Source organism: Nocardioides renjunii (assembly GCF_034661175.1).
GTDB lineage: Bacteria > Actinomycetota > Actinomycetes > Propionibacteriales > Nocardioidaceae > Nocardioides > Nocardioides renjunii.
On record NZ_CP141058.1, the window covers coordinates 2,263,537 to 2,289,440 of the forward strand.

General features: G+C 70.8%; 27 protein-coding genes. 11 read left to right on the plus strand and 16 right to left on the minus strand.

Features of this window, described 5'->3' with window-relative positions; genetic code table 11:
* Positions 1–91 precede the first annotated feature (91 nt).
* Positions 92–1,435: a glycoside hydrolase domain-containing protein gene (locus SHK17_RS10745; RefSeq protein ID WP_322919184.1), complete on the plus strand. Its 1,344-nt coding sequence runs from the start codon at positions 92–94 to the stop codon at positions 1,433–1,435.
* A gap of 57 nt (positions 1,436–1,492) precedes the next feature.
* Here SHK17_RS10745 and SHK17_RS10750 read toward each other — a convergent pair whose 3' ends face one another.
* A complete protein-coding gene (locus SHK17_RS10750) occupies positions 1,493–2,020 on the minus strand; it encodes a hypothetical protein (RefSeq protein WP_322919185.1) in 528 nt (175 codons plus the stop codon).
* Positions 2,017–3,924 carry a hypothetical protein gene (locus SHK17_RS10755; protein WP_322919186.1) on the minus strand — a complete coding sequence of 636 codons (1,908 nt, stop codon included), beginning with the start codon at positions 3,922–3,924 and terminating at the stop codon, positions 2,017–2,019. The genes SHK17_RS10750 and SHK17_RS10755 overlap by 4 nt, the downstream gene beginning before the upstream one ends.
* A gap of 167 nt (positions 3,925–4,091) precedes the next feature.
* Between SHK17_RS10755 and SHK17_RS10760 the strand changes: the two genes are divergently transcribed.
* Both SHK17_RS10760 and SHK17_RS10765 read left to right on the plus strand, forming a co-directional pair.
* Positions 4,092–4,568, plus strand: coding sequence for a heme-degrading domain-containing protein (locus tag SHK17_RS10760; protein ID WP_172271973.1), 477 nt, complete (start codon positions 4,092–4,094; stop codon positions 4,566–4,568).
* Between the two features lie 30 nt (positions 4,569–4,598).
* Complete coding sequence (locus tag SHK17_RS10765) at positions 4,599–5,717, plus strand: glycosyltransferase (RefSeq protein WP_322919188.1); 1,119 nt, start codon at positions 4,599–4,601, stop codon at positions 5,715–5,717.
* A gap of 7 nt (positions 5,718–5,724) precedes the next feature.
* On the opposite strand, the gene SHK17_RS10770 is transcribed toward SHK17_RS10765, so the two are convergent.
* From SHK17_RS10770 to SHK17_RS10780, 3 genes are all read right to left on the minus strand, one after another.
* A complete protein-coding gene (locus SHK17_RS10770; RefSeq protein WP_322919189.1) occupies positions 5,725–6,378 on the minus strand; it encodes a maleylpyruvate isomerase N-terminal domain-containing protein in 654 nt (217 codons plus the stop codon).
* Positions 6,379–6,474: 96 nt separating this feature from the next.
* Positions 6,475–6,951, minus strand: coding sequence for a cupin domain-containing protein (locus SHK17_RS10775; protein ID WP_322919190.1), 477 nt, complete (start codon positions 6,949–6,951; stop codon positions 6,475–6,477).
* Positions 6,952–7,071: 120 nt separating this feature from the next.
* Complete coding sequence (locus tag SHK17_RS10780; protein ID WP_322919191.1) at positions 7,072–7,422, minus strand: PaaI family thioesterase; 351 nt, start codon at positions 7,420–7,422, stop codon at positions 7,072–7,074.
* A 264-nt stretch (positions 7,423–7,686) separates the two neighbouring features.
* Between SHK17_RS10780 and SHK17_RS10785 the strand changes: the two genes are divergently transcribed.
* Positions 7,687–8,049 carry a hypothetical protein gene (locus tag SHK17_RS10785; protein WP_322919192.1) on the plus strand — a complete coding sequence of 121 codons (363 nt, stop codon included), beginning with the start codon at positions 7,687–7,689 and terminating at the stop codon, positions 8,047–8,049.
* Positions 8,050–8,113: 64 nt separating this feature from the next.
* Here SHK17_RS10785 and SHK17_RS10790 read toward each other — a convergent pair whose 3' ends face one another.
* Together SHK17_RS10790 and SHK17_RS10795 are read right to left on the minus strand one after the other, a co-directional pair.
* Positions 8,114–8,611: a calcium-binding protein gene (locus SHK17_RS10790; protein ID WP_322919193.1), complete on the minus strand. Its 498-nt coding sequence runs from the start codon at positions 8,609–8,611 to the stop codon at positions 8,114–8,116.
* 97 nt (positions 8,612–8,708) lie between these two features.
* Positions 8,709–11,726 carry a BTAD domain-containing putative transcriptional regulator gene (locus tag SHK17_RS10795; protein WP_322919194.1) on the minus strand — a complete coding sequence of 1,006 codons (3,018 nt, stop codon included), beginning with the start codon at positions 11,724–11,726 and terminating at the stop codon, positions 8,709–8,711.
* A gap of 245 nt (positions 11,727–11,971) precedes the next feature.
* Here SHK17_RS10795 and SHK17_RS10800 point away from each other — a divergent pair, with 245 nt between their 5' ends.
* The 4 genes from SHK17_RS10800 (at position 11,972) to SHK17_RS10815 (ending at position 13,729) form a co-directional block, all read left to right on the plus strand.
* Positions 11,972–12,409 (plus strand): hypothetical protein, encoded by a 438-nt coding sequence (locus tag SHK17_RS10800; RefSeq protein WP_322919195.1) that lies wholly within the window; start codon positions 11,972–11,974, stop codon positions 12,407–12,409.
* 282 nt (positions 12,410–12,691) lie between these two features.
* On the plus strand, positions 12,692–12,988 hold the full coding sequence (locus tag SHK17_RS10805) for a DUF4333 domain-containing protein (RefSeq protein ID WP_172271946.1): 297 nt from the start codon (positions 12,692–12,694) through the stop codon (positions 12,986–12,988).
* Positions 12,989–13,139: 151 nt separating this feature from the next.
* Positions 13,140–13,352, plus strand: a complete 213-nt coding sequence (locus tag SHK17_RS10810; protein ID WP_322919196.1) for a hypothetical protein — start codon at positions 13,140–13,142, stop codon at positions 13,350–13,352.
* A gap of 83 nt (positions 13,353–13,435) precedes the next feature.
* Positions 13,436–13,729 (plus strand): hypothetical protein, encoded by a 294-nt coding sequence (locus tag SHK17_RS10815; RefSeq protein WP_322919197.1) that lies wholly within the window; start codon positions 13,436–13,438, stop codon positions 13,727–13,729.
* 24 nt (positions 13,730–13,753) lie between these two features.
* On the opposite strand, the gene SHK17_RS10820 is transcribed toward SHK17_RS10815, so the two are convergent.
* The 8 genes from SHK17_RS10820 to SHK17_RS10855 all read right to left on the minus strand — a co-directional run bounded on the left by SHK17_RS10820 (position 13,754) and on the right by SHK17_RS10855 (position 20,292).
* Entirely contained in the window at positions 13,754–13,939 is a 186-nt protein-coding gene (locus SHK17_RS10820; RefSeq protein ID WP_322919198.1) for a hypothetical protein, read from the minus strand.
* 344 nt (positions 13,940–14,283) lie between these two features.
* Positions 14,284–15,342, minus strand: coding sequence for a threonine aldolase family protein (locus SHK17_RS10825; protein WP_322919199.1), 1,059 nt, complete (start codon positions 15,340–15,342; stop codon positions 14,284–14,286).
* Between the two features lie 97 nt (positions 15,343–15,439).
* Positions 15,440–16,399, minus strand: a complete 960-nt coding sequence (locus SHK17_RS10830) for a dihydrodipicolinate synthase family protein (protein ID WP_322919200.1) — start codon at positions 16,397–16,399, stop codon at positions 15,440–15,442.
* A gap of 67 nt (positions 16,400–16,466) precedes the next feature.
* Complete coding sequence (locus SHK17_RS10835; protein ID WP_322919201.1) at positions 16,467–17,297, minus strand: PhzF family phenazine biosynthesis protein; 831 nt, start codon at positions 17,295–17,297, stop codon at positions 16,467–16,469.
* Between the two features lie 2 nt (positions 17,298–17,299).
* A complete protein-coding gene (locus tag SHK17_RS10840; protein ID WP_172271928.1) occupies positions 17,300–18,526 on the minus strand; it encodes a trans-sulfuration enzyme family protein in 1,227 nt (408 codons plus the stop codon).
* A complete protein-coding gene (locus tag SHK17_RS10845; protein ID WP_322919202.1) occupies positions 18,523–18,921 on the minus strand; it encodes a hypothetical protein in 399 nt (132 codons plus the stop codon). Before SHK17_RS10845 ends, SHK17_RS10840 begins: the two co-directional genes overlap by 4 nt.
* Positions 18,918–19,694 carry a B3/B4 domain-containing protein gene (locus SHK17_RS10850; protein ID WP_322424333.1) on the minus strand — a complete coding sequence of 259 codons (777 nt, stop codon included), beginning with the start codon at positions 19,692–19,694 and terminating at the stop codon, positions 18,918–18,920. Before SHK17_RS10850 ends, SHK17_RS10845 begins: the two co-directional genes overlap by 4 nt.
* Positions 19,687–20,292 (minus strand): helix-turn-helix domain-containing protein, encoded by a 606-nt coding sequence (locus SHK17_RS10855; RefSeq protein ID WP_322922023.1) that lies wholly within the window; start codon positions 20,290–20,292, stop codon positions 19,687–19,689. Before SHK17_RS10855 ends, SHK17_RS10850 begins: the two co-directional genes overlap by 8 nt.
* A 48-nt stretch (positions 20,293–20,340) precedes the next feature.
* Between SHK17_RS10855 and SHK17_RS10860 the strand changes: the two genes are divergently transcribed.
* The 3 genes from SHK17_RS10860 (at position 20,341) to SHK17_RS10870 (ending at position 24,846) form a co-directional block, all read left to right on the plus strand.
* Positions 20,341–22,725, plus strand: a complete 2,385-nt coding sequence (locus SHK17_RS10860; protein ID WP_322919203.1) for a transketolase-like TK C-terminal-containing protein — start codon at positions 20,341–20,343, stop codon at positions 22,723–22,725.
* A gap of 357 nt (positions 22,726–23,082) precedes the next feature.
* Complete coding sequence (locus SHK17_RS10865) at positions 23,083–23,697, plus strand: hypothetical protein (RefSeq protein ID WP_322919204.1); 615 nt, start codon at positions 23,083–23,085, stop codon at positions 23,695–23,697.
* Positions 23,698–24,495: 798 nt separating this feature from the next.
* On the plus strand, positions 24,496–24,846 hold the full coding sequence (locus tag SHK17_RS10870; protein ID WP_322919205.1) for a hypothetical protein: 351 nt from the start codon (positions 24,496–24,498) through the stop codon (positions 24,844–24,846).
* A gap of 28 nt (positions 24,847–24,874) precedes the next feature.
* On the opposite strand, the gene SHK17_RS10875 is transcribed toward SHK17_RS10870, so the two are convergent.
* Positions 24,875–25,903 carry a PASTA domain-containing protein gene (locus tag SHK17_RS10875; RefSeq protein WP_322919206.1) on the minus strand — a complete coding sequence of 343 codons (1,029 nt, stop codon included), beginning with the start codon at positions 25,901–25,903 and terminating at the stop codon, positions 24,875–24,877.
* Position 25,904 lies beyond the last annotated feature (1 nt).

Consider the following 25,904-nt stretch of genomic DNA (forward strand, 5'->3'; position numbering starts at 1 on the left):
TCCTCCCACGCGACGCCGCGCGGCCGAACGCCCACGGTAACCGGAAGACGCACTAGGGTCTGGGCACCACACGTTCTCGGGGGAGACACACATGCGACTCGGACACCTCGGCCCTGCCCGCGCACGCGCCGGCGTCATGGTGGCGGCGGTGGTGGCACTGTGCGCCACGCTGCTGTCCGGCGGCCCGGCCGCGGCGGCGGAGCGCCGCTCGGACGGCCTCACCGGCTACGCCTTCGACGCCCGATGCGCGCCGACGCAGGACCAGATGGACGCCTGGCTGACCTCGTCGCCGTTCTGGGGTGCCGGCATCTACATCGGCGGCTCGATGGCGTCCTGCCAGCCTTCAGCGGTCGACCCGGGCCAGCCGCACCTCGACGCCACCTGGGTGGCCCGGCAGCGCGCCAACGGGTGGCGCCTGCTGCCGATCTGGGTCGGACCGCAGGCCGCCTGCCACCCGCTCTACGCCGACCGGATCGACCCGGCGCCCGCCGGCTCGTACGCCGCGGCCGACGCCCGCGGGCGCGCCGAGGCCGCCGCAGCGGTGGCCCGTGCCCGCGCACTCGGACTGCCCGCCGGGAGCACCCTCTGGTACGACCTCGAGGGCGGCTTCGACGTCGCGGGCGAGGACTGCCGCCGCTCCGCCCTGCGCTTCCTGAGCGGGTGGACGCTCGCCCTGCACGACCTCGGCTTCCGCTCCGGTGTCTACTCCAGCGTCTCGGCCGGGATCCACGCCCTCGACAACGCCGACCACCTCTCGACGGGCTCGTACGCCATGCCGGACCAGGTCTGGTACGCCTGGTACAACGGCCGGGCGGACGTCGACATCGACCCGCGCTGGGTGCGCGCGGACAGCTGGGACGGCCAGCGCGCCCACCAGTACGAGGCGCAGACGACGGTCGCCCACGGCGGCGTCGCTCTCACCATCGACCGCAACTTCTTGGAGATCGACGGCGGCTCGCAGCCGCCCCGCTCGCTGAGTGCGTGTGGCGGCACCGGCCTCGACTTCGGTGCGTACCCGCGCCTGAGGTCGGGCGCACGCGGCGATCGCGTCGAGGCGCTGCAGTGCCTGCTCAGGAAGAACGCCCGCTACCGGGGCAAGCTCGACGCCCGGTTCGACCAGGACGTCGTCACGGCGGTGCGGTCCTTCCAGCGCCGTCAGGACCTGCGTGTCACGGGCAAGGCCGACGCTGCCACGTGGACGGCGCTCTTCGCGCGCGGCTCAGCGCCCCTGCTGAAGGTCGGCTCCGCCGGCGAGCCCGCCCTGCGCCTGCAGCGGGCCCTGCGCGCCGCCGGGTTCCGGTCGGTGCAGCCGACCGGTGTCGTCACCGACCGCACGACGAGGGCCGTGGGCCGCTACCAGCGGCGCCTCGGCCTCGACCCCACGGGCGTCGTCACCGCCGACACCTGGGCCGCGCTGCAGCAGGGTCTGCGCTGATGCCGGTGGCTGTCGTCGCGCGGCCGGTCACGGACGGAAGGGAGCGGCGGACCGGGCTCAGGATGACAGCCAGCTCGTGAGCCCCACGACCCCGCTCACCAGTACCCACCCGAGCACCAGGGCGACCAGCCGCCACTTCCACACCGCCAAGCGCCTCGCCGCGCGGCTGGGACCGTCGATCGCCGCCACCTGAGTTCGTCGACGCTGCTGCCGTTCGGCCGCCTCCGCCTCGTCGGGGGCCACCGGGATGGGGATCGGCTGCCAGTCGTCGAGCACGCGCCGAAGCGCGCGGTTCTCGAGCAGGTCGAGCACACCGGCGGCGACGGCGAGCAGACCGGCCAGCACGCCGAGGACGGTCGCGACGGCCTCGTTGGCCCCGCTGCCCGCAGCCCGCACCCACACGACGGAGAGCGCGCACAGCGCGACGAGGAGGAGGGTGTAGCCGGGCACGATGGCCCGGTCGTCGGTGCGCAGACCTCGGCGCAGCTCGTCGCACCCGTCCCGTCCGACACGGTCGAGAAAGGCTCCCATCGCATGGCCCGAGCCGGCGAGCTGGAAGGCGAGCGCCGATGACCTGGCACTCATTCCGGGGCCATCCTCACCACGGGCGCCGGCGCGGGTCTGTCGTGGGACAGGGCGTGCCAGTTGGCGTCGCGCCAACCCCCGATCGTGGCGAGCAGCGCCCGGGTGGCGGCCTGGTCCCCCTGGCGCCAGGTGGCGGAGCCGAGGAAGGAGGACCCGGCGACGCCGGTGGCCGGGTAGTCCGCCAGCAGGGACTCGTACTCGCCGAGGGTCCACGACGCATCCACCTGCGCGAGCGCGTCGACCAGGCGCGTCATCGCGGTGCGGTAGCGGATGACCCGGTGCGGGTCCCACTCGAACTGCTCCACGAGCCGGTCACCGGCCTCGGCGCCACGGGCGACCAGCGCCATGATCACGTCGGGCGGCATGGCGAGGTTGAGACCTCCCTCGCCCGGCCGGAGCCGGATCTCGACCACCCTCTCGGCGTAGCCGCGCTGGGTCACCTGGGTGTTGTCCGACCAGTTCTGCACCGTGTCACGCAGGGCCTGGGCGAAACCGGGCACCGTCTCGAACGGCACGGCGCGCGGGTCGACGCCACCCGTCGCCGCCGGCGGCAACCAGGTGAGGTCGTCCGGGTGGACCGGGTGCGGCGGCGACAGGTTGATGCCGAACGTCGGGCGCGTCGGCAGCAGCGAGTCGAAGAAGTGCATCGGGAAGTTGCTGCTGATCCCGCCGTCGGAGAAGAGGTGCCGTACGACGCCCTGGTCCCCGTTGCGGTCCACCGCATAGAGCGGCACCGCCGACAGCAGGCCGGGGAAGCTCAGGCTCATCCGAGCCATCACCACCAGGGGCAGCGACTCCGGACCCGGACGCACGTCGCCCCGGCTCGACCGGCCCGGACCCGGGAAGTAGAACAACGGCTCCCCCGTCGCCGGATGGCGATGGCGTGACGCCGCGACACCGCCCTTCATCGTGGCGACCACCCGGTCCGGGAACAGCCGCCGCATCTCCTCCTCGTCGAACAAGAAGTCCTGCTGACCGAACGGCAGCCGGAACGGACGACGCAGCGTCAGGTCCGTCGTCATCGTCTGGAGATCGATCGCCCGGGCCTGCCGGACCTCCCCCACGGGCGTGCGGCCGCGACCCTCGACGTACGCCGTCCATGCCGTGAGGCCCTCCGGCCCCCACAGGTCCCCCAGCGTGAGGCACCGACCGGCCGGGAGTCCGGCCACGCCGTCGACGGCGTCTGCCAACCACTCGGTGAGCCCCGGCTCCCGGGGGCTCCCTGAGTACGTCGCGCCGTCGGTCAGCCCGTAGTCGTGCTGCGGCAGCACCCGGAGTGCCGCGGACGCGAAGCCGGCCACCGCCGCGGCCACACCCACCACGAGCGCGAGGGGCAGCACCAGCAGGAGGCCCACGCCGATGCGCACCCACGTGACGCCCTCGATCGGGAACCCGGCGGCGAGCACCTGGGCGCCGAACGCCAGCGCGAGCACGAGTCCCAGCCCTGCGCAGAACGCGAGCCGCTGCTGACGCACCACCGCGGCCACCGCTCCCCGGACGCCGTCGCCTCCGATCGCGGACAGCAGCACGCGGAAGACGCCCTCGGTCTCCCGCGTCGGCTGGAACAGCGACTCCAGGCGCTGCGACACGTCGAACGGCAGCACGGCGAGCGACTGGAAGCCGGCTGCCGGCGCTCGCTCGTCGTGCCGCCGCCGGTACTCCGCGGCCGCCGCGACCACCGCCGCGATCGCACCCGCGGACGTGCCGCCGATGTTGCGCAACCGGTAGCGCGTCGCCAGCTTGCAGATGGTGAGGGGGTAGACCACACCCGACGTGATGCCGCCCTTCATGATCACGTCGCACTCCACCGGGCGGGACGCCGACCCGGTCTCGGGGACGTCGTACGTCGCCATGCTGAGCACGTCGATCTCCCGCTGCGCCCGCTCCTGCTCGGTCTCGGCCATGTCCCAGAGTCCGCCCCGTGCAGCGGCGGCGCAAGGTGGTCTGGCGCGCCCGTCCGATGCTCGCGACTGCGTCGCCCCACGGAGCGTGGGACGACCATGAGTAGCGTGCGCGTTGTGAACACATCGACCTCTACCGGCATGACGCGGACCCTCCGAGGGGGCGAGCAGTGACCGGGCCTGAGCTCCTGGACGAGCTGGTGGCCCAGGAGGCGCGCCTCGTCTTCGACTCCTTCGACGAGGAGACCGCGTGGGCGCTCGGCGTCGCCCTGCGCGACGCCGCGCTGGCCGCCTCCCTGCCGGTGGCCATCTCGATCCGTCGCAACGGTCAGCGCCTCTTCCACGCGGCGCTTCCGGGCGCGTCAGCGGACAACGACGGCTGGCTCGAGCGCAAGAGCGCCGTGGTCGACCGCTATGGGCGATCCTCGCTGCGCGTGGGCGAGCAGTTCAGGGTCGGCGGCGGATCCTTCGACGCGGACTCCCGCCTGGACGTGTCCGACTACGCCGCCCACGGTGGGGCGTTCCCCGTCCTCGTCCGGGGCACCGGCTGCATCGGCACCGTCGCGGTCTCCGGGCTGCCGCAGCTGGAGGACCACCAGCTCGTCGTCGACACCATCGAAGGCTTCCTCGCCGCCCGTCCCGAGTAGCACGCCTGCCGACGAGGAGAACCCACGCCCATGACACGGATCCTCTTCGTCACGCCCCACGCAGGCGGCAACGTCCCACCCACCCTGGCGGTGGCGGGCACCTTGAGCGAGCGCGGTCACGACGTGCGCGTCCTGGGTCACCCGCAACTGGCGTCCACCGTGGCAGCGGCTGGAATCTCGTTCTCGTCCTTCCGCCACGCTCGTCCATGGAGCCCTCACTCGGCGAACCCGGGCCTGCGGAGCATGCTCCAGTGGTTGCGAGTGGCGTCGGACCGCGGGATCGCCACCGACCTGACCAGCGAGCTCGAGCGATCAGCCGCCGACGTGGTCGTCGTGGACTGCATGACACCCGTGGCGCTCGGCGCCGCTCGACGTTCCGGAGCTGGGGTCGTCCTGCTGATGCACGCCTTCTCCGGATACTGGACGAGCCAGTGGTCGACCACGAGCCCGATCGGCATGTGGTTGCGGCTCACCCGCACGCATCCCACCCGATGTCCCGCGGACTGCGCCATCGTCACCACGGCGCCCGAGCTCGACCGCGTTCGCGCGGATCTCGTTCCCGCCCGGGGCGTCCACCAGACGGGTCCGATCGTGCCGCCGGTGCACCGGCCGGCCCAGCTGCGGGACGACGACCCCGTGCTGGTCAGCTTCAGCACGATCAGCTACCCCGGACAGCAGGACGCGTTGCAGAGGACCTTGGACGCGATCGCTGGTCTGCCGATGACGGCTGTCGCCACGATGGAGCCGCTGCTCGCCTCGGGACTCCGGGTCCCGCCCAACGTCGAGCTCCGCCGGCCGGAGCCACACGCCGATGTCCTGCCGGGGGTGCGCTTGCTGATCGGGCACGGGGGTCACGGCACGACGATGGCTGCGCTGGCCCACGGGGTGCCCGTGCTGGTGATGCCGATGAGCCGTCACGCGGACCAGCCACTCGTCGGCACCGCCGTCGCGCGGGCGGGGGTCGGCCTCGAGGTCAGCCGCAGGGCCTCGGTGCACGACATCCGTCAGGCCATCCAGGCCGTGCTCAGCAAGCCGGCGTACGCGGCGAGAGCCGCCGAGATGGGGAAGCCGTTCCGGGACGGAGCAGGGGCTCGGGACGCGGCCGACCACATCCTCGAGGCCGCCAGCGATCGAGCCGCGGGATCGTGATCGGGTGTCAGAAGGCCGAGACGGAGCCGGCCGAGCGCTCGAACCGGCTCAGCGCACGCAGCACGCCGGTCTGGCCGCGACGCCGCGCGGCCAGTGCCGCAAGAAGCGCGAGCACGGGCTCGAGCACGTCCGGACCGAGCGCCGGGGGCGGTACGCCGACGCTGCAGGCCAGGTCGTCGGCATGCACCACGATCTCCATCAGCCGCACCACGAGGAAGTCGTCGGTCGGCAACGAGCAGTCCTGCCACGGCACGTACGTGACGGGACCGGCCGCGCCGATCGCCGAGTCCAGCTCGGCACGAGACCGTACGAGCGCCTCGACGCACTCCGCGTGCCCGGCCAGGCCCATGTGGTTGAAGTCGTCGCGGATGGAGGTGTTCTCGGCAGCGTCGACCGGCGCACGCCACCAGTCGACCAGGTCGTAGTGCCCGACCAGGGTCATCACGGGAGCGTCCGCGGGCCCGGGAGTGGTCAGGAACTCGACCGCGCACTCGGACTGGCTGACCAGGTGACGGGCGACGCCACCCACGGTCATGCCCGCCAGCGCCGACTCCTGCTCCCACGCACGGGCCACCTCAGGTGATCCGACCAGCTCCCGGATCTCGTCGAGCGCGGCGCTCACTGCGGAGCGATCGAGGGTTCCGACGAAGGTGAGCGGCATGCCGCCACGGTGACACCTGATCCGGTCGTTCGCCATCCGCAATGTTCCGGCAACGGACGGGCTGGTCCCGGGTCGGGACGTCGCGGCGAGGGGAGCTCAGGCGTGCTCGTCCGACGCGTGTTCGCTCGGCTGGACGGACCACTCCGGCGGCTCGTCCGCACCGGACTGCTCGTCCCGCTCGGCGTCCTCGGCCGTCGCCTGCACAGCGTTCGCTGCGTGGTGCACCGGTGCGTACACCGCGTACAGGCGGAGCGGCTCGTCGCCGGTGTTGGTGACGTTGTGCCAGGTGCCGGCGGGGACCATGATCGCCCAGCCGTCCTCGACCACCTGGTCGAAGTCGAGCTGGTCCTCGGCGGAGCCCATCTGCACGCGACCGCGCCCGCCGTCGACGCGGAGGAACTGGTCGGTCTCGGGGTGCGACTCGAGACCGATGTCGTCGCCGGGCGGGATCGACATGAGCGTCACCTGGAGGTACGTGCCCGACCATGCGACGGCTCGGTAGTTGTCGTTGGCCAGCGTTGCCTTCTCCAGGTCGAAGCTCTGGGGCTGAGGTCCGATGTCAGCGATGGTCATGGTGATCTCCTGATAGACGACGGTGTTCCGGGGCGCGCGTTCCACGCTAGGCCACGGTGGTTCGAGTTCCTGACCCGGAGCATCGCGCACCGGGTGGAGGGCGCGACACACTTGCGGAGGTCAGTCCTCGAGCAGCGCGAACGTTGCGAGCGCGTGGACGAGCGACGAGCCGTCCTGTTCGACGTCGGCCTCGCACACGGTGAGGCTCTCTCCCCGCTTGCGGACCTCGGCGGTGGCGCGCAGCTCGCCTGGCTTGCCGGGGCGCAGATAGGTGATCGTGAGCTGGCTGGTGGCAGGAGTCTCCCCGTCCACGGCACTCCGGATGGCGGCACCCATTGTCGCGTCGACCAGGGTGGCGAGCATCCCGCCGTGGACGGTGCCGGCAGCGTTGAGATGCCGCTCGTCGGCGTCCACCGTCAGCGTTGCTCGTCCGTCGTCGCCCTCGGGGGCCTGGGCGCCGATCGTCGACATGAATCCGTTCTGTGTGTCCGTCACGCGCTCTCGTACCCGAGATCGAGCCGTTCACGCCGACCGTCGGTGCCGCGCCCCAGCCGTCGCGAGCCGTGAGTGACGACTCGTGCTCAGCGACGTCCTCGGCAGGCCCGAGCGGCTGAGCAGTCGTTGTGACCTCGCTCTGATCTCGTGATGAGGGACGTCGACGACCGTAGGACCTAGACGGCGAAGCACTCGCCGACCGAGGCGCAGGCCTCTCCAATCAGCAGAGATGAGTCAGTCATGCCCACCATCCACCGCAGCATCCAGGACAGCACCGCGGCGATCCCCGTACCGGGAACCGGGGACCGCGATGTCGAGTTCGTCTTCGACGCACCCGGGCTCTCGGCGTCGACGAGCCGGGACGACCGGCCCTTCCTGTCGTACACCGTGAACCCGCTGTCGAACGCCGAGGCCAACCTCGTCGTCTCCATCAACGGGACGGAGATCGTCAACGAGACGTTCACGTCCTCCCCGAAGCGCACGCTGGTCGAGATCTTCGACCGCTCGGTGCTCGACAGGACCGACAACGACCTGCGGGTGCTGGTCCCCAGTCCGGGCTCCCTGTCGGTGTCCGACCTGATCGTCGGCTACACGTCGGCCTGACCCCGACCCGCAGGACGACGCCGGCCCGGCGGAGCTGAGCGCCGCCGGGCCGGCGTCACGGTCTTCAGTGTTCGACGCGGAGCACCTTGTCGTTGCCCTGGCTGTCGGTACGCGAGTCCCAGCCGTCGCCGCCGTCGAGGAGGTCATCTCCGGCGTCGCCACCGAGGAAGTCGTCGTCCACCCCACCGAGCACCGAGTCATCCCCGTAGCCGCCGTGCAGGTCATCACTCCCCTCGTCCCCCGCCAGGCAGTCCCTGCCGGGCCCTCCGAACAACGCGTCGTCGCCGGGACCGCCGATCAGCACGTCGTCACCGCCGCCGCCGATCAGGACGTCGTCGCCGCCGAGCCCGAAGATGCGGTCGTTGCCGGGTCCGCCGGTGAGCACGTCGGGGCCGGCGCCCCCGACGATGACCAGCCCGCCGGCACCGCAGTCGCCGCTGACCACCGGGACGGCGCCCGCCGCCACAGGGGCGAGGACGGCAGCCGACAGGCCGGCGGCCAGCGCTGCACGGGCGACCCGGGCGCGGCGGCGTGACGAGGTGTGATAGTGCGTGTGGTCCATGGCGTGGTCTCCTGAGAGTCGCGGTTGATGCCAGGACGGTCGCACGCACCCGTCACAACGCGGTCACAACCGCCGATCCGGGGTCGCGGAGGCGTCGTCAGACGTCCGTCAGCCGCGGCCCGCGCTCCGGTGGTGGAGCGCCGATCATGATCATCGCCTCGCGCCACCGGTCGAAGGCCCGCTCGGCCTCGCCATGTCGACCGGACCCAGCGAGCGAGCGGACGAGCAGCCGGTGGACCTGCTCGTCGAACGGCTCGATCGCGAGCAGCCGGACGAGGGTGTCCTGGGCTTGCGCGGCCCGCCCCAACCGGCCGAGCGTCGTCGCGAGGCGGCGCAACGTGCGCAGCTGGGCGATGCGGACCTCCTCGCGCAGCGGCGCGGCCCACGCCTCGTCGGCCTCGTCCTCCAACGCCTGACCCGGATGCCGTCGGTCGAGGTCCGCCAGGACCAGCAGCGCGGCCTCGGCCCGTCCCTCCTGCAACAAGGAAGCGGCCTCGTCGGCGTCGGTGAGGTAGTCCTCCACGTCGACCGAGACCGTGTCGAGGTTCAACCACAGGCCCCGGCCGTCGGAGGCCACGAACTGCTCCGCCGGCCACGCCTTGTCCGGATCCAGCACCGTGCGCACCGTGGAGAGCAGGACCGAGAGCCGGTGCGGGGTCCGGACGGGGTCGTCATCGGGCCACAGCAGCTCACACAGCCGCTCACGGGACACCGGACGACCACGGTGCGCGACGAGCACCTTGAGCAGCGTGCGCGCCTGCCGCGAACGCCACTTCTGCAGCGGTACCACGCGGCCCTGCACACTGACCCGGAAGCGACCCAGCACACGCACCCGGATGGCGCGATCGCTCGAGCCCGCGCCGTGCAGGACCCGCGACTCGGGCACGCCCAGCCGGCGCAGGGTGTTGGCGGCGTCGCGTGCCGTGGCCCGAGCGGTCGCGTCGGCACCGACCAGGCGCCCGAGCTCGACCTGCACGCGGGCGCAGGCCGGGGTCGCGCCGCCGGCGGACCAGATCGACAACGCCTCGTTCAGCAGCATCCTGCTCCGGTGCGGGTCGGTCTCCACGGCTGCGGCCAGCTCGAGCGACTCGGCCAGCAGGTCGGCGGCCGCCTGGTCGCGAGACTCCCGGACGGCTCGCTCCACGGCGTCCCGAGCCACGGGCCACTGCTCCAGGGACACCGCCGTCCATCCCAGCCCCAGCAGCGCGAAGGGCAGCAGGGCGGGTGTCGCCAGCTCGACCGCCCGGGTGGCGGTCGCCATGGCCCGATCGTCGCCGTGGCCGGCCTCGAGGCGAGCCAGCCCGGCCAGCGCGGGCACGAGCACCTGCAGCTCCCCCGTCGCCGTGGCGAGGTCGACCGCCTCGCCGTACGCCGCCCTGGCCTGCTCGTCGCGACCGAGCTCTCGATGGATCTCGCCGATCCCCAGCAGGCCGAGACCTGCGCGGCCGGCGCCGAGCCTGCTGGAGACAGCCGCTCCCCGGCGGTACTGCCACGCAGCCTCGCCGTAGTCGCCGATCCGCATGAGCGCCTCGCCGAGGTTGTGCATCGCGGCCGGCAGGCGTCCCGACCCACCAGCCAGGGTGCACAGTCGAACCGCCTCCCGTCCGACGCGCGCTGCCTCCAGGAACCGAGCGCCGGCGAGCAGGAGATGGGCCTGGTTGACCCGGACACCCGCGGCGGTGGCCAGGTCACCCGCCTCGACCGCGTGCCGCAGCGCCCGGTCGAGGTGCAGCTCCTTGCGGGTGCCGGTGGAGACCCGGGAGGCTGCCAGGTGAGCCGCTGCCAGCGCTCCCGGCGTGCCGTCCTCCACAGCTTCCCGCAGTGCCTGCGCCGCCACGTCAGCAGCCGCACCTCGTCCACCCAGCATGGACAGCACCTGTGCCCGAGCGGCCAGCCACTCGACGCGCACGATGCCCGAGCCAGCTCCGACGTCCGGCACGCGGTCCAGGGCGGCGAGCGCTGCCCGGTGATCGCCCTCGGTGTAGAGGCAACCCGCCAGGCACGTCGCCAGCCCGGGCGGCAGATCCGTCCCACGGCTCTGTTCGAGCAGCGGGCGGAGGATCCGGCGCCCCGCCTCCGTGTCGCCCGCAAGCCGCAGGGCCTCGGCTCGTACCAGCAGCACGCTCGGGTCGGTTGCCGCAGCCAGCAGCTCAGCCACCTCATCCGGGTGTCCCCCGCGCGCCAGGAGACGGCCGTGCTCCGTCGCCAAGGCGATGACCGCCCGCTCGTCACCCGCCGTGGTCCACGCGCGCAGCGCCGACAGCCACAGCCCCTCCTCCTCGTAGGCCCGCGCCACCCGCTCGAGCACCTCGCCAGGCACGGCCGCCGCTCGGTCGGCAAGACACGCGCCCACCACCGGCACGACCGTCGGCGGCCCCGACCGGTCGAGACCCGGGCGTCGCACCACGAGACCGGTCTCCTCGAGCTCTCGCAGGACAGCCTCAGGATCGGTGGCGCGCGGGCCCGGCACAGCGTCGACGAGAGCGGTCATGACGCCCGGGACGGCAGGCCCGAGCCTGAACAGAGTTCCGAGGAGGGACGCGGTTCCGGGAGGCAGGAGTGCCGCCACGTGAGCGTCCACCCAACCCGCGCACCCGGACCCCGCCCGCGCGAGGTGCTCCACGATGTCGGCTGTCGGATCTCGACGCAGGACGTCACCCGCGAAGTGGACCAGGGCCGGCCAGCCATCGGTCGCCTCCACCACGGCCGATGCCGCCTCGGGGTCGTCGATGGCGTACTCCTCCTCGAGCACTCGAGCGACGCGATACTCGCCGAGCGCGAGGTCGGCCGGACCGCTACGAAACACCGGACCACGGAGCTGTGCGAGGGCGGCAGCAGCGACGGGCGTGCGCGAGGCGAGCATCAGGGTCACGGAGGGCGGCACCTGTCCGAGCCGGTGGGCGAGCCGCGGCTGGTCGTGCGCGTCGAGGCGGTCGACGTCGTCAACGCCCAAGAACGACACGGCGGGGAGGTCGCCGTCGAGCAGCGACGTGGCCGGGGCGACGAGGCCGTCAGCCGGACAGGCGATCTCGAGGGCCGCGGACTTGCCGTAGCCCGCAGCCGCGACGATCAGGCGAACAAGGCCATCGCGGTCCCGAGCCGTCTCGATGCCCATCGTGCACCTCCGCATCGGTGGTCCTCGTCCATTCGACCGCCGAAAAGGGAACTTGTCGAGATCTGGACGACGAGCGACGGCGCCGACACGGACGCGGTCGACGACGCCACGAGAGGACTCCACTGAACTGCCCGGGTCTGCCGCGATCAGCTCGCCCGGATCCGCGGATGAGATTGCACTGTCGAGGTCGTCCCGGACGCTGCGATCGACCCGGTCAGACCACGTCCTTGCTGCATACTGCAGTCATGAAGGTTGCTCGCGATACGTGGCACCTGGCCGTCACGCGAGTCAGACGGGCAACGCAGATGTCACGGCTGCTGTGGTGGGGCTCGATGCTGGTCCCGCCGCTCGTGGCCTTCGTGGCTTTCCCGGAGTTCCTCCTGGAGTCACTCCTCGCCGCCTGTGCGTCACTGGTGGCCATGCGTCGTACCGCCTTCCGTCTGCTCGCAGGGGAAACCGTGCGTTCCATGCAGACAGTGATCAGCACGTCAGGTCCGGACCTGACGTGGCACCAAGTCGCTCAGCTGCTTCGTGACGGCGCCACCCCGGGCAAGGGCATCACATGGGTGACGGTGCACAACGGGACGCACGTCCGCCTTGTTGCCGAGGGAAGTGAGCCCGGTGCGCCTCCACGTTCGTCTTCGCCGTGGGTGTGGGCCATGGGCGGCGGCGGGGGCGTCTGACCACGGACCGCGTGAGGTTCCGTTCACGTCCGGAACTGCCGCGATCCGAGCATCCGCACATGCCGATGAGCGGATGTCGGCAAGAGCATCCGGCCTGAGGACGGGGCGCATGTTCTCTGCGGGGGGGCCGCGCACTCGAGGCGAGCGAGGGCACGTGGGCAGAGGGATGGCTACGGCCACCGAAGCCAAGGCAACTCACCAGTTTCAGTGCGCATGTTCCCCGCCGACGGACCCCATGATCGTGGCCCGGGTGACCTCGACGTGGGTGATACAACGAGAGTCATGAACCGACCCCGGACTGCTCCAGCCACCGTTGCCATCGCCCTGGTCCTCCTGAGCGGCTGTGGTGTCAACGCGGTGCCGCAGGCCGAGTTGGAGAATGGCGTCGGCGACAAGGTCACCGAGCTGGTGGGGACCGCGCCCGACGCCATCGAGTGCCCAGGCGACCTGGACGCCGTGGTCGGCACGACCATGCGCTGCACCTTCACAGACGGTGAGGACGAGCTGGGTGTCACCGTCCGGGTCACCCAGGTCGACATCGGGGACGTCAGCTACGACGTCGCGGTCGACGTGAGCTGAGCCGCGGCCCGCCTCGGCCAGGTGGGAACCCGAGACGCCGACCCCCGGGTAGTTTCCGTGGGGTGACGAACGGCTGCTCCAGCGTCCGGATCTGCCGGGGCCAGCTCACGGATCTTCGATGAGCGGAGTTGTCGGCGCTAGCCTGCTGGCCGTGCCCGAGGACCACCTGACGACGCTGCTGGCGGAGGCTCTTCGCGACCTGGTGCTGTTTGTCGAGAACCGACCCGAGGATGCGACGCCCGAGGACGACGTGCGTGCTCTGGAGGATTTCGTCTACGTGCTCGGTCAGGCTTCGCCAGCCGACAGGGCGCGGGTGAGGCATCTGCTGGGCGATGAAGTCTCCGCGTTCCTCGGCTGGGACTGAGGGCGCACGACATCCCGATCTGCCGCGATCAGCTCGATCGGATCTTCCGATGACCGGACGACCCTGCCCATAGGCTCGTCCGCGTGATCGTCGAAGGCGTAGATCCTCGGGACACCCAGTGGGAAGTCGACTGGCCGGTCTACTGCGTCTACTTCTGGCATCAGCCGCCCGCGCCGGCTGGCGTCGCGCAAGAGCACGCGATGTGGCAGTGCGACGAGTACCGGGTGAGCGATGTAGCCGACGTCGAGGAGGTCCTTGATTGGGCACGGAACAAGGCGCGGTCAGACCAGACCTTCGTCATCTACGTCGAGCAGCGTGACGCTCACCGACGCGGACTCGTGCGCCTTTTCGGAGTCGACCCCGACAGCGCCGCTTAGGCGCCCGGATCTGCCGATGAGCGATCAGTCGCTTAGCGCTGCTACGCGGTCGAGTACCGCCGCAGCAGGTGCGTGCCGATCGAGTGCCGCGAAGCTCCAATAGGTGCTGTCGAGTGCTTCAAGGACCAACAGCGGCTCGGCCTCTTCGGGCATGAAGGCTGAGATGCGCCCATCGATCAACTGGTCCACCTTCGCCGCGAAGACCAGCAACTCATCCCATGCGAAAGACACCGGCTCGCCGCGATCAGGCGCTTCTCAAGTTCGAGGGCGTTGACCCCTACGCCCGGCACAGTCGTGCCGTGGAACTCCTCCAGATGCCATGTCCAGTCGTTGGCTTGGACTACGTCGAGCAAAGCATGTAAACCGAGGTACTCCCCGTCGTCGTTCCACGCCTGCGCGATGACCTCCACGGAGCCAGCGTGTCAGACAACCGGGGTTCGGCGCGGACGGAGTGCGCACTCATCTGCCGCGATCAGCTCGACCGGATCTGCCGAGATCCGGTAGCCAACGTTGCCGAAAGCCCCTTGTCCGAGTGAGCAGGGACGACTGGGCTCCTAGCGCTTCTTGAGCGTTGCCGTGATGGCTTCTACGAAGGTGTCGACGTCCTGTTCGGTGGTGTCGAAGGAGGTCATCCACCGCACTTCGCCGATAGCAGGGTTCCAGTCGTAGAACCTGAACTGCTGCCGGAGTTCGTCGGCGGCGCCGGGGGGTAGTACCGCGAACACGGCGTTGGCTTGCGTGGCATGGGTGAACTCGAGTCCCGGCAGATCGGCTTGTTCGAGTGACGAACGCAGCCGCGCGGCCATGGCGTTGGCGTGCCTGGCGGAGCGCAGGTAGAGGTCGCCGGTGAGCAGTGCCAGGAACTGGGCCGACACGAACCGCATCTTCGAGGCGAGCTGCATGGAGAGCTTGCGCAGGAACAGCAGCCCTTCGGAGGCTGTCGGGTCGAGAACGACGATGGCTTCGCCGTACAGCATGCCGTTCTTGGTGCCGCCGAAGCTGACGATGTCGACGCCGACGTCGGTGGTGAAGTCGCGGAAGGGGGCGTCGAGTGCTGCGGCTGCGTTGCTCAGGCGGGCGCCGTCGAGGTGGAGGACCATCCCGTTGGAGTGGGCATGCTCGGCGATGGCCCGGATCTCTTCGACGGTGTAGAGGGTGCCGAGCTCGGTGCTGTTCGTGATGCTCACGGCAAGGGGTTGGGCACGGTGCTCGTCGCCCCATCCCCAGGCTTCCTGGTCGATGAGGTCGGGGGTGAGCTTTCCGTCGGAGGTCTCGATGGGGAGAAGCTTGAGGCCGCTGATGCGTTCGGGGGCGCCGTTCTCGTCGACGTTGATGTGGGCGCTCTTGGCGGTGATGACGGCGCCCCAGCGTGGGAGCAAGCTGGTGAGGGCGGTGACGTTGGCGCCGGTGCCGTTGAACACCGGGAACGTCTCGGTGGCCGGGCCGAAGTGCTCCTTCATCACCTGCTGCAGGTGCGCCGTGTAGGTGTCCTCGCCGTACGCGGGTTGGTGTCCACCGTTGGCTTGTGCCAGCGCGGCCAAGATCTCGGGGTGTGCTCCGGCGTAGTTGTCGGAGGCGAAGTCGCGCTGGTGGGGGTCGTGGAGCTGGCGCATCGTTGTTCTCTCAGTGTCGGTTGAGCGAGGGGGTCGGACTGGACGTTGCTGCCGTGACCGTGACCGTGGCCGTGGCCGTGGCGGTGTGGGCGGGTGGTCATCTGACGGGGTCGAGGCCGGGGACGCCGTTGGCTCGCATGGTGGCGATGGCGTCGCGAACCTGGTGGCGGGTCGTCGGGTCGAGTCCGCGGACTGGACGGGGGAGGTTCGGGTGCGCCACCAGGCCGAGTTCTTCGGCGACCGCGGAGGTGACTCGGTAGCTGCCGTGGTCGAAGAACAGGTTCCACAGCGGCATCAGCCGGTTCGAGAGCTCGGCGGTTCGGGCGGCGTCCCCAGCGCCAGCGGCATCGACGATGGCTCGACACGGGTCGGGGACGGTGCCGGCGAGGACGCTGTACCAGGTGTCGCAGCCGGCGTTGAGGCCTTCAGCGGCGACGTCGTCGCCGCTGATGCCGATGGTCACGCCGGCGGGGAGCTGGGAGCGGAGGTTGTCGACGCGCTCCCGCAGAGCGTCGGGGCCGTCGTGGTCGGGTGGGATCTTGATGGAGGCGATGGCGGGGAGTTGGGCGATGCGGGCGTGCAGGTCGTCGCTGAAGGTGAAGTGGGTGGTGCCGGGGTTGTCGTAGACCACGACCGGGACCGACACGGCGGCGGTGACGTCCTCGAACAGTGCGTAGACCTCCTCGTCGGACAGCGGCTGGTAGGACACGGGTGCCAGTAGGAGGGCGGCGGCGCCGGCTTGTTGGGCGTCGTCGATGTAGCGGAGCACGTCGCGGGTGCGGGTGGCGCCGACGCCTGCCAGCACGGGAACGTCCCCGGCCTCCTGGACAGCGAGCTGCACGACGCGACGGCGTTCGTCGCGGGCGAGGTAGGCGTAGCTGCCGGTTGAGCCGAGCACGGTGATCGAGTCGACCGCCGCGGCGGCGGCTCGGGTGACGAGGGTACGGAACGCGCCTTCGTCGATGCCTGCGTCTGTCTCGTCGGTGAGGGGGGTGAGGGGGAAGGCGCTCAGACCGGTGAGCAGTCGTGGCGCCACTGGGGGTGCGGGCTGGGCCATGGTGCTCCTCGGGGTGGGTGGCAGCGATGCGTCGGCACGGGTGCGTGCGCCGGTGGGACGGGGTGAGTCAGTGGATGAGCCCGGTGACGGCGGTGCGCGCTGTCCCGGACAGGTGCACCCGTCCGGCGGTGCCGGTGTCGACTCGCAGTGCTCCGCCGCGCGGTGATGCTTGTTCGGCGAGGAGGGTGGTGCCGAGCTGGTCTTGCCAATAGGGACCGATGGTGCAGTGGGCTGAGCCGGTGACCGGGTCCTCGGGGATGCCGTAGGCGGGGGCGAAGTAGCGGGACACGACTCCACCGGTGCGCGTCTTCGCGGTGACGATGAGACCGCCGGCCGGGAGCTGCGTGATGGCCTGCAGGTCGGGTGCGAGACCGCGCACGGCGGCCTCGGTCTCGAGGATCGCGAGCACGTTGCGTTCTCCCGGGTCGTCGTTGCTTGCGATGCCCGTCCAGACCGGGACCGCTCCGTCGAGTGCCGCGCGAAGGTCGGCGTGCAGGTCGGCGGATGGTGGCACCGGCTCGGCGGGGACGGACGGGAAGTCCAGCACGACCTGGTCGCCGTCACGCACCGCGCTCAGGGGACCGCTGGCGGTGGTGAAGGTGATCGTCGAGCCGTCGGAGACTGTCCCGCTCTCCCACAACCAATGCGCGCTGGCGAGGGTGGCGTGACCGCATAGGGCCACTTCAGCGACCGGGGTGAACCAGCGCAGCCGGAACGACGCCGGATCCTGCGCCGGCACGAGGAACGCTGTCTCGGCCTGGTGAAGCTCATTGGCGACGCCCTGCATCCACGCGTCGTCGGGGTAGGCGTCCAGGACCACGACCCCGGCCGGGTTGCCGGAGAACGGGTGCTCGGTCGTGAACGCGTCGACGATGGCGAAGGTGGTCTCGACAGGCATGGTCAGCGCGGTCCGTAGGCGGTGGTGAGGGCGGCTCCGAGGTCGGCCATGAGGTCGTTCTCGGCCTCGAGACCGATGGCGAGGCGGACGAGCCCGTGCTCTCGGAACGGCTGCGCGAATGCCTTGGCGGGGCCCTCGGGGTACTCCTCGTAGGCGACGAGGGTCTCGTCGTGACCCAGGCTCACCGCGGAGGTGATGACGCGCAGATCGTTGACGAACGTCAGCCGGTCGGTGTGGGTGCCGCCGATGGCGAACGAGACGACACCACCGAAGCCGCCGGAGAGCTGGGACACGGCGGCGGCGTGCTGGTGGTGGCTGACCAGTCCCGGGTAGGAGACATGCACGACGCGGGGATCCGCTTCGAGGAACTCAGCGACCGCCTGGGCGTTCTCGCACTGCCGCTGTAGACGCAGCGGCAGCGTGGTGGAGCCGCGCATGATGAGCCAGGCGTTGAACGGGGAGATGGCGCCGCCGGCGTGCCACATCGCCCCGGTGCGCGTCGGCTCGACCAGGTCGCGGGCGCCGATGACGACGCCGCCCATCGCGTCGCCATGGCCGTTGTAGTACTTAGTCAGCGAATGGATGGCGAGGTCGGCGCCGTGGTCGAGGGGGCGCATCATCGGTGGTGGCGTGAACGTCGAGTCGATGGTCAGCAGCGCGCCGGCGTCGTGGGCGATGCCGGCGAGTGCAGGGATGTCGGCGACGCGGAGGTCGGGGTTGGCGATGACCTCGGTGTGCACGAGGCGGGTGTTGGGGCGGAGGGCGGCGCGGACGGCGTCGAGGTCGGTGATGTCGACGAAGTCGACCTCGATGCCGAGCTTCTGGGGGAACACGTCGGTGAAGAGCCCAGCGACGCGCATGTAGACGACGTTGGACACAATGGCGTGGTCGCCGGGGTTGAGGATGGTGAAGAAGGCGGCGTGCAGTGCGGCCATGCCGGTGCCGAACACGGCGGCGGCTTCGCCGTGGTCGAGCTTGGCAAGCTTCTCCTCGAGGCCGCGCTGGTTGGCGCCGTGCTCGCGCGTGTACACCAGACCCTGGTAGTCGGGGTGGTCGATGTCGCTGGGGTCCTCGGGAAGTCGGTAGGAGTTCGCCATGACGATGGGGGTGCGGATGGCGCCCGTGGTCTCGTCGGCGTGGTTGCCGCCGTGCACCGACCAGGTGTTGCCGGTGAGGGTGGCGAAGTCGTGCTTGTCCGGGCGGGTGCCGGCCGTCGGGGCCTGGGTCATGACTGCTCCTGATGGGTGGCCCGGTCGGTCGGCTGGCCGGCTGGGGGGTCTGAGGTGGTGGCTGAGTCTGGGGTGGTGTGGGCGGAGGGTGGCGCTGGGAGGCGCCCGTCGCCGTAGGTGGCGCTGACGTCGGAGACGACGATGCGGTAGCCGTCGTACCAGCGCGCGACCTGGCCCTTGGCCTGGCGGTGCTGTGGGAACCGGCCGAGCTGCGCGACGGACGAGCGGTCGGCGAAGTAGTACATGGCGTTGACGACGTCCCCCTCGGGCGAGAGCCACTTCTCGACCCGGTCGAAGCCCGGCAGGGCTCTGGCGTAGTCGTCAATCTCTGCGTCGAGGCGGTGGAACTCGTCGTCGTAGGTGCCGGGCTTGAAGATGAACTGACAGCAGATCACGGGTGGTCCTGTCGGTGCTGCGGCGCGGTCGGGGCGGTCGAGGTGCTTGGGGCGATGAGGCGGGTGGCGACCTCGACGCGGGGACCCAGGCGTGCAAGGTGCTCGGCGAGCTCGTCACCGGCGGCGACGAGGGCCCCATCGGACAGCGGGGCCAGGGCGTCGAGGATGAAGACTGCCGACGTGGTCTGCGGGGTGAGCTGAGTTCGGCGGCATTGGCGCCAGTTCCAGCGCCGGCATGTCACACCGACTGCGTCGCGCCACACGACCTCCCCCGGTTCGGGGTTCTCGTCGACGTCGGCACCGGCCGCGACGGTGTCGAAGACCTCGGAGCCTGTCGCGCGGACGAGTCGCGGTGGACCGGCATACGCCGGGAGGTCCTCGCCCCCGAGCGGCACCTGGTGGATGACGCTGATGGCGTTGTAGACGTCGGTGAGGCGGTTGACCCGCGGCAGGCCGGCTGCGGCTCGGCGCACGAGGGCTTCGAGGCTGTTGCGGGTGCGCTGCGGCTTGGCGCCGAAGGACCGGTACGCCTCACGCCAGGCTGTGACGTGCGGCAGGTCCTCCACCGCGGTGCCAGCGAGGAGTTCGCGAGCGACCGACTCGGCTCGCACCAGCATGCGTTCGCTGGCGTCGTCACTGGCGCCCGGCGTCATGCCGTCCACCGCGAGCAGCAGCACGCGGTAGTCCGGGCGGAGGGCGACTACGGCGGGGTCCACCTGTGCGGCGGCCAGAAACGCCTGGAGGTCAGCGGGGCGGGGGTGGTTCTCAGTCATGGCTCGGCTCCGCGGTGGTTGAGGCGCCCACGCCGGGCTCGAACACCGTCAGCGCGAAGCGCGCCGGCTCGTCGCTGTCGTTGGCATAGGAGTGCGTGACGTCGCTGGCGAAGGAGATGGCGTCGCCTACGGCGAGGACTTCCACCTGGTCGGCGACCCGCACGGTGACGCTGCCCTCACGTACCTGGAGGATCTCCTTCGTGCCAGGCACGTGGGCCTCGCTGTCGTGCCGGTCCCCGGGCGCCAGGGTCCAGTCCCACAGCTCGAGCACGTCCGGCGGTGTCGTGCCAGCCAGCAGGACCCCGCGGCCGCCGCCGGGACCGGTCCACAACGCGGCCCCCTCGCCGCTACGAACCACCTTCACGCGCTTGGTCTGCGGGACCGCCACGAGCGCCTGCAGTCCGATGCCGAGCGCGTCACTGATCCGCAGGAGCGTGGTGACGCTGGGGTTGGCCGAACCCTGTTCGACGTTGATGAGCATGCGGCGGCTGACGCCGGTGGCCTCGGCGAGCTGGTCAAGCGTCCACTTCCGCGACTGTCGCTCACCACGTACCTTGCCGCCGATGGCGGCGGAAAGCTCGTTCGCCCGGTTGTCCATGAAGTGCAGCATAGTGCATTCTTGGTGCAACGCAACGAGGAGTTCCACATGCCTGCCACGGCGACCACGACCGACACAACTGCCGACACCTCCGATACCTCCGATACCTCCGGAGCCTCCGTCGACCGGGCCGGTGAGTCCGGCGATGTGCTCCGCTCCGTAGCCCAACGGGTGCTCTGGCTCTCGGCCGCGATCGTCGACGCCGCCAACCGCGGCCGCCCGAACAGCAGCGGCGTGAAGGTCGGCGGCCACCAGGCCTCATCCGCCTCGATGGTGGACATCATGGTCGCGCTGTGGTTCCACACGCTCCGCGGCGAGGACCGGGTCTCGGTCAAGCCGCACGCCTCCCCGGTCCTGCACGCCATCAACTACCTGCTCGGCGACCTCGACCCGGCCTACCTGACGACCCTGCGCGACAAGGGCGGCCTCCAGAGCTACCCCAGCCGGCTCAAGGACCCCGACACCGTCGACTTCTCCACCGGGTCCGTCGGCATTGGCGCCACCGCCGCGCTGTGGGCCGCCATCGCCCACCGCTACGCTCGCAGCCACTTCGCCGACACCCCTGACGCGGGCCGGTTCGTCAGTCTCCTCGGCGACGCCGAGCTCGACGAGGGCGCCATCTGGGAGGCCGTCGCGGACCCCCAGGTCGCCTCGCTCGGCGAGCTGCTGTGGGTCGTCGACCTCAACCGGCAGTCCCTCGACCGTGTCGTACCCGACATCCAGATCGAACGCCTCCAGGGCATGTTTGCCGCCGCGGGCTGGCAGGTCGTGACGCTCAAGTGGGGCCAGTTCGTCTCCGAACTGTTCGAGCGACCCGGCGGCGCCGAGCTGCGGCGGCGGCTGGAGGAGATGCCGAACGAGGAGTACCAGCGCATGCTGCGCGTCCCGGCAGGCGAGGTCGCCGAGCGCATCCTGGCCGGCCAGGACTCCTTGGCCCTGCGCAACCTCGTCGGCTCGCTCGGCACCGACGACCTCGCCCACGCGGTGCGGGACCTCGGTGGGCATGACCTGCCGCTGCTCGTGGACACCTTCGACGGTGCCGACGACCACCGCCCGACCGTCGTGTTCGCGTACACCATCAAGGGCCGCGGCCTGGCCACCGAGGGCCACCCGAACAATCACTCCGCCCTGCTGACGGAACCGCAGATGCGCCATCTGGCCGACGTCTGCGGCATCGACACGACCGACCCGTGGGCCCCGTTCCCCACCGACACCGCCGCCGGGCGGCTCTGCACGCAGCGCGCCGACGCGCTCGCCCGCCCGGCCACCACCACGACCGGAGCCGTCGAGGTGCCGACGGCGTTGGGGCACCCGCACCGCAAGCCCGTCTCCACCCAGGCCGCCCTCGGACGGCTGCTTGCCGACGTCGTGCGCGACGCCCCGGAGCTGGCTGCCCGGCTGGTGACCTGCAGTCCCGACGTCGCTTCGTCGACCAACCTCGGAGGGTGGATCAACAAGACCGGCGTCTGGTCGGTCAAGGAACGCCACGACTGGTTCGCCGACGACCGCGAACGAGTCCTGCGCTGGTCCGAGAGCGAGACAGGACAACACATCGAGCTCGGCATCGCCGAGGTCAACCTCGTCGGCCTCCTCGGCGAGCTCGGCACCACCTGGTCACGCTGGGGCCAGCGTCTCATCCCCGTCGCGACCATCTACGACCCGTTCGTCAGCCGCGCCCTCGAACCGTGGTCGTACGGCATCTACGCCGGCGGACAGTCCATCCTCGTCGGCACCCCCTCCGGCGTCACCCTCGCGCCCGAGGGCGGCGCGCACCAGTCCATCACCACCCCCTCCATCGGTCTCGAGCAACCCGGCTGCATCGCCTGGGAGCCCGCCTTCGCCCAGGACCTCGAATGGACGTTCCTTCACGCGGCCAGTCGCGTCGGGGTGGAGGGTGGCACGTCGTCGTACTTCCGGCTCTCCACGCGACCCTTGGACCCGGCTCTCGCAGAGGTGCCCGATGAGCCGGCGCTGCTCGAGCGCCGTCGCCAGCAGGCCATCGCCGGCGGTTACCGCCTCAGCCAGCATCCCGCCGACCAGGACGAGGTCACGCTCGTGGGCGTTGGCGCCCTCATGCCCGAGGTCATCGACGCCACCCGGGTCCTTACCGCGAGCGGCGTCCGGACGGGGGTCGTCTGCCTGACCAGCCCCGACCTGGTCTTCCGGTCCTTCCAGCAGCGCGGCAACCGCGCTGCACGCGACGGCAACGTCATCGACGAGCTGTTCCCGGCCCACGCACCTGCGCCTCTCGTCACGGTCCAGGACGGGCACCCGCACACGCTCGCGTTCCTCGCCGGGGCGCGCGGGGACCGCATCCGGTGCCTCGGCGTCTCCGAGTTCGGACAGTCCACCAGCCTCGCCGACGCCTACGCCTTGCACGGCCTCGACACGGCGTCCATCGTGGACGCCGCGCTCGGGCTGCTGGGGCGTTGAACGGAGTGCTTTAACGTCCGGATCTGCCGCGATCAGTTCGCCTCGATCTGCCGGTGGGAGCCTGCGTAGATTGGCACTCAGCCGAGGGGGGCCTCATGTCAGCACGGAAGCGCGGGACGCTTCAGGTTGCGGTGGTGGTGGTTGGCGCCCTGCTGTTCGTCAGCAACCTCGTAGACGGTGTGGGGGTCTTGGACTTCCTGCCCTTGGGCGCTGCGGCCTGTGTCCTCGTTGCGATCGACCAAGGACGTCGGGATCGGGAGCGCGACCTGTCGGACTAGCAGCAACGACCGGATCCGCCGCGATGGACGCGCAGCATCTGACGCGATCGTGGGCTGACAACACGAATACGATCCGATCGTGACCTTCCAGCAGGCGGCGAGAAGGGCTCAGTCCAGCGCCCTGCCGATGGGCGCCCGGGTGATCGCCTTGCACCAATGCGCGGAGAAGTACTCCCCGATCGGCTTCCACGCGACCCTTGACTACCTGGAGTCGACCGCTGGGCCTTACCGGTCGAACGAAGCTGCCCTTGTCGCGGCGGTTGCGGTGCTCCGGCAGGCGCACTCCCTGTGGCAGGAAGAACTAGGTAGTTATGCGGCAGAGCGGCGGTCCGCAAAGCGCGCCGGGCAACGGGTTCCGCGACGGAGCGACCCCAATCCCAACGCGCTCACGACCTGGCACGGGCACCAGAGAGTGGCAGCCTTGTTCGCCGTCGGCCGTTGGAGGAGGCTCACCGGGGACGGTCACTCGAGCAGTGACCAGGAGCGCCTGGTGAGGGAACTTGCCGATCTGGCGCTCTCATCGAAGTTCTCACCCGACGACGACGCAGCGCTCGAAGAACTCCGTGCTGTCTTGGATGAGTCGGCTTCCTGGGACTTGTACCGACAAGATCCCGCCGCGTACTTCAGAGCTCGAAGCCTCGGCCGGATCGTTCACCACCTACGTGTGGCTACCCGGGAAGCGGCTGACGCGTAGAGGGCATTCGGCCCACCCGGTGAGCGATCGCGACGCCACTCATATCGCCGCCTGTGAGATCGCCCCAGCCCGAGATCCGGAAGCCCTGCGGCCCGGGTGCGTCACTGCGGTTTGGCACCGCTGCGACGGAAGCGTCTCGAGGCCCACCACTACGGTCCGAAGCTCGACACGTCCGAAGCCTCGTCCCTCGCTTGCCGGGTCGCCGCCACGATGAGCGCCTTGCGCATGCGCTCGCGGGCCTTCTCCTTCGCGGCCGTCAGAGCCAGATGGGTCGCGAGCGATTTGGATGCTGCCGTCCGGTCTCGGACCGTCGCCCGGCGTGACACGGACCGATCCAGCCGCCTCGTCGCCGTTGCGGGGTTGGACACCCCGTCCGGGCACACGTCACTTGTCACCGTCACGGACGCTGTGGCGGTGCCTTGTCTCAGCACCCGAGCATCCGCTGTGAATCCTGGGCCAGCGCGCGTCACGCGGAGCATCTCCACCTCTGTCAACCGCACAGTCACCGACGAGGCGAGAACCTCCTTCGAAGATTCCGTCTCCGGACAGACGCGTACGACTGCGCGTGGCTGTCCGGCCGCGGCCGGGGCGCCCGGAAGCATCGCGACAACCAGCGCAACCAGCACCGTCACGAACGTTTGCCGGACTTGTACCGGACCGCTCATCAGTGACCTCCCATCTGGGCCCACCCTATGTAGCCCGACGTCCGGATCTGGCGCGCTGAGCGCACGAGCTGAGTCGCTACGCACCTCGATCCGGCGCCGACACGGTGCTCGCCTGGACCGGCCAGTCGACCGGTTGGTCTTCACCACGTCGGCCGAGCGCGGGCGGTTCACGTTCCGCGGCACCAGCGGCACCGAGCACGTCAAGGTCGTCGCGCCGACGACGTACGACCGTGACGTCGCCCTCCGCGGCGGCAAGGACTCCTACGAGTCGAACAGCCTGGGAGGGAGGTCGACACGGCTCAAGGGTGACGGCGGGCGCAACGAGCTGCTGCTCGAGCTCGGCAGCCATGACCGGGTGCGCGCCAACATGAGCCGTTCCCGGGTGACGGCCACCAAGGCGGGCAAGGACATCGTGATGGGGCGTTCGGGCGGGTTCGATGTGTGCCAGGACGAGAAGATTTGGGAGTGCGAGAAGCGCACCTGACCGTGCCTCGGCGCACGAGCATCAGCGGTCAGTCGTCGAGTGCGTCCTGGTCGTCGCGGGTCCGCACCCAGGGCGGCGGTCCGAGACCACTGCCGCCCGGAAGGGTCACGGAGACGACCGCGATGGCTCCGTCGTCGTCCTCGAAGAGGTCGATCGTGAGCTGGCACCCGAGCTCTGGTCCGTCCCCCGGCCCGTCGCCGGCTCGTGCGCCGCTGGCTGTGAGCACCACTCGGGTGGGAGCCCCAGCGACGCCGGACGGGCTCGGGGTGGGGACGCCGCACGTGGTGGGCGGTGGCGACCCACGCGTGATCGAGACGACCGGCTGACCCAGGTCGTTGGCCACGGGGCGCACCGCGTAGGCCACGACGGGGTCGCGCAGGCGCCGACGCCAGTCGGGCGAGGTGGCCGACTGGGTCCCGTCGGCCGTCCCGGCCGCCTCGCCGTCGACGTAGAGCCGCACCTCGGGCGCGAGGCGCGGGCGGGCCGAGCCGGAGACGAGGAAGCGCAGGAACGCCCACGCCTGGACGCGGCCGGCGGCGTCGGCGGGACAGCGCCACGACGGCGTCGCCGTCGCGATGACGACCACGACCTCGTCGGGCCCGACCGTGTCGCCGGACGGCGGCACGGACCCAAGCACCTGCCCGGCCGGGTCGCACTGGGGCACCGGGTCGACCCGGGTCGCGATCCCGGCGCGCCCCAGCGCGCTGACGGCCTCGGCGGAGGTGAGGCCCACGAGGGCGGGCACCGTCGCGGCCCTCCGCTCGACCTCCTCGCGGTCGGGCGCGCCGGTCACGATCGCGACCGCGAACGCCGCCGCGACGACAGCGGCGAGCACCAAGACCGCGAGCGAGGGGCCGCGGGACCGCCGGCCGAGCACCTCCTCCCGGAGCGCGGGAACGACGACCTCGTCGGGGTCGGCAGATCGAACGATGCGGCGCCGCTGGTCCTCGATCACACGATCGACCACCTCCGCGGCCTGGTCCGCCGGCACGCCGAGCTCGGTCGCCATCTCGACGAGTCGCCGGTGGCGCGCAGCTCGGTAGTCCCTGAAGTCCATC

What these genes read in the sequence shown, in the direction of transcription:
- SHK17_RS10745 (WP_322919184.1), top strand. Translation starts at nt 92, where the DNA reads ATGCGACTCGGACACCTCGGCCCTGCCCGCGCACGCGCCGGCGTCATG.
- SHK17_RS10750 (WP_322919185.1), bottom strand. Translation starts at nt 2,020, where the DNA reads ATGAGTGCCAGGTCATCGGCGCTCGCCTTCCAGCTCGCCGGCTCGGGC.
- SHK17_RS10755 (WP_322919186.1), bottom strand. Translation starts at nt 3,924, where the DNA reads ATGGCCGAGACCGAGCAGGAGCGGGCGCAGCGGGAGATCGACGTGCTC.
- SHK17_RS10765 (WP_322919188.1), top strand. Translation starts at nt 4,599, where the DNA reads ATGACACGGATCCTCTTCGTCACGCCCCACGCAGGCGGCAACGTCCCA.
- SHK17_RS10770 (WP_322919189.1), bottom strand. Translation starts at nt 6,378, where the DNA reads ATGCCGCTCACCTTCGTCGGAACCCTCGATCGCTCCGCAGTGAGCGCC.
- SHK17_RS10775 (WP_322919190.1), bottom strand. Translation starts at nt 6,951, where the DNA reads ATGACCATCGCTGACATCGGACCTCAGCCCCAGAGCTTCGACCTGGAG.
- SHK17_RS10780 (WP_322919191.1), bottom strand. Translation starts at nt 7,422, where the DNA reads ATGTCGACGATCGGCGCCCAGGCCCCCGAGGGCGACGACGGACGAGCA.
- SHK17_RS10785 (WP_322919192.1), top strand. Translation starts at nt 7,687, where the DNA reads ATGCCCACCATCCACCGCAGCATCCAGGACAGCACCGCGGCGATCCCC.
- SHK17_RS10790 (WP_322919193.1), bottom strand. Translation starts at nt 8,611, where the DNA reads ATGGACCACACGCACTATCACACCTCGTCACGCCGCCGCGCCCGGGTC.
- SHK17_RS10795 (WP_322919194.1), bottom strand. Translation starts at nt 11,726, where the DNA reads ATGGGCATCGAGACGGCTCGGGACCGCGATGGCCTTGTTCGCCTGATC.
- SHK17_RS10800 (WP_322919195.1), top strand. Translation starts at nt 11,972, where the DNA reads ATGAAGGTTGCTCGCGATACGTGGCACCTGGCCGTCACGCGAGTCAGA.
- SHK17_RS10805 (WP_172271946.1), top strand. Translation starts at nt 12,692, where the DNA reads ATGAACCGACCCCGGACTGCTCCAGCCACCGTTGCCATCGCCCTGGTC.
- SHK17_RS10825 (WP_322919199.1), bottom strand. Translation starts at nt 15,342, where the DNA reads ATGCGCCAGCTCCACGACCCCCACCAGCGCGACTTCGCCTCCGACAAC.
- SHK17_RS10830 (WP_322919200.1), bottom strand. Translation starts at nt 16,399, where the DNA reads ATGGCCCAGCCCGCACCCCCAGTGGCGCCACGACTGCTCACCGGTCTG.
- SHK17_RS10835 (WP_322919201.1), bottom strand. Translation starts at nt 17,297, where the DNA reads ATGCCTGTCGAGACCACCTTCGCCATCGTCGACGCGTTCACGACCGAG.
- SHK17_RS10840 (WP_172271928.1), bottom strand. Translation starts at nt 18,526, where the DNA reads ATGACCCAGGCCCCGACGGCCGGCACCCGCCCGGACAAGCACGACTTC.
- SHK17_RS10850 (WP_322424333.1), bottom strand. Translation starts at nt 19,694, where the DNA reads ATGACTGAGAACCACCCCCGCCCCGCTGACCTCCAGGCGTTTCTGGCC.
- SHK17_RS10855 (WP_322922023.1), bottom strand. Translation starts at nt 20,292, where the DNA reads ATGGACAACCGGGCGAACGAGCTTTCCGCCGCCATCGGCGGCAAGGTA.
- SHK17_RS10860 (WP_322919203.1), top strand. Translation starts at nt 20,341, where the DNA reads ATGCCTGCCACGGCGACCACGACCGACACAACTGCCGACACCTCCGAT.
- SHK17_RS10875 (WP_322919206.1), bottom strand. Translation starts at nt 25,903, where the DNA reads ATGGACTTCAGGGACTACCGAGCTGCGCGCCACCGGCGACTCGTCGAG.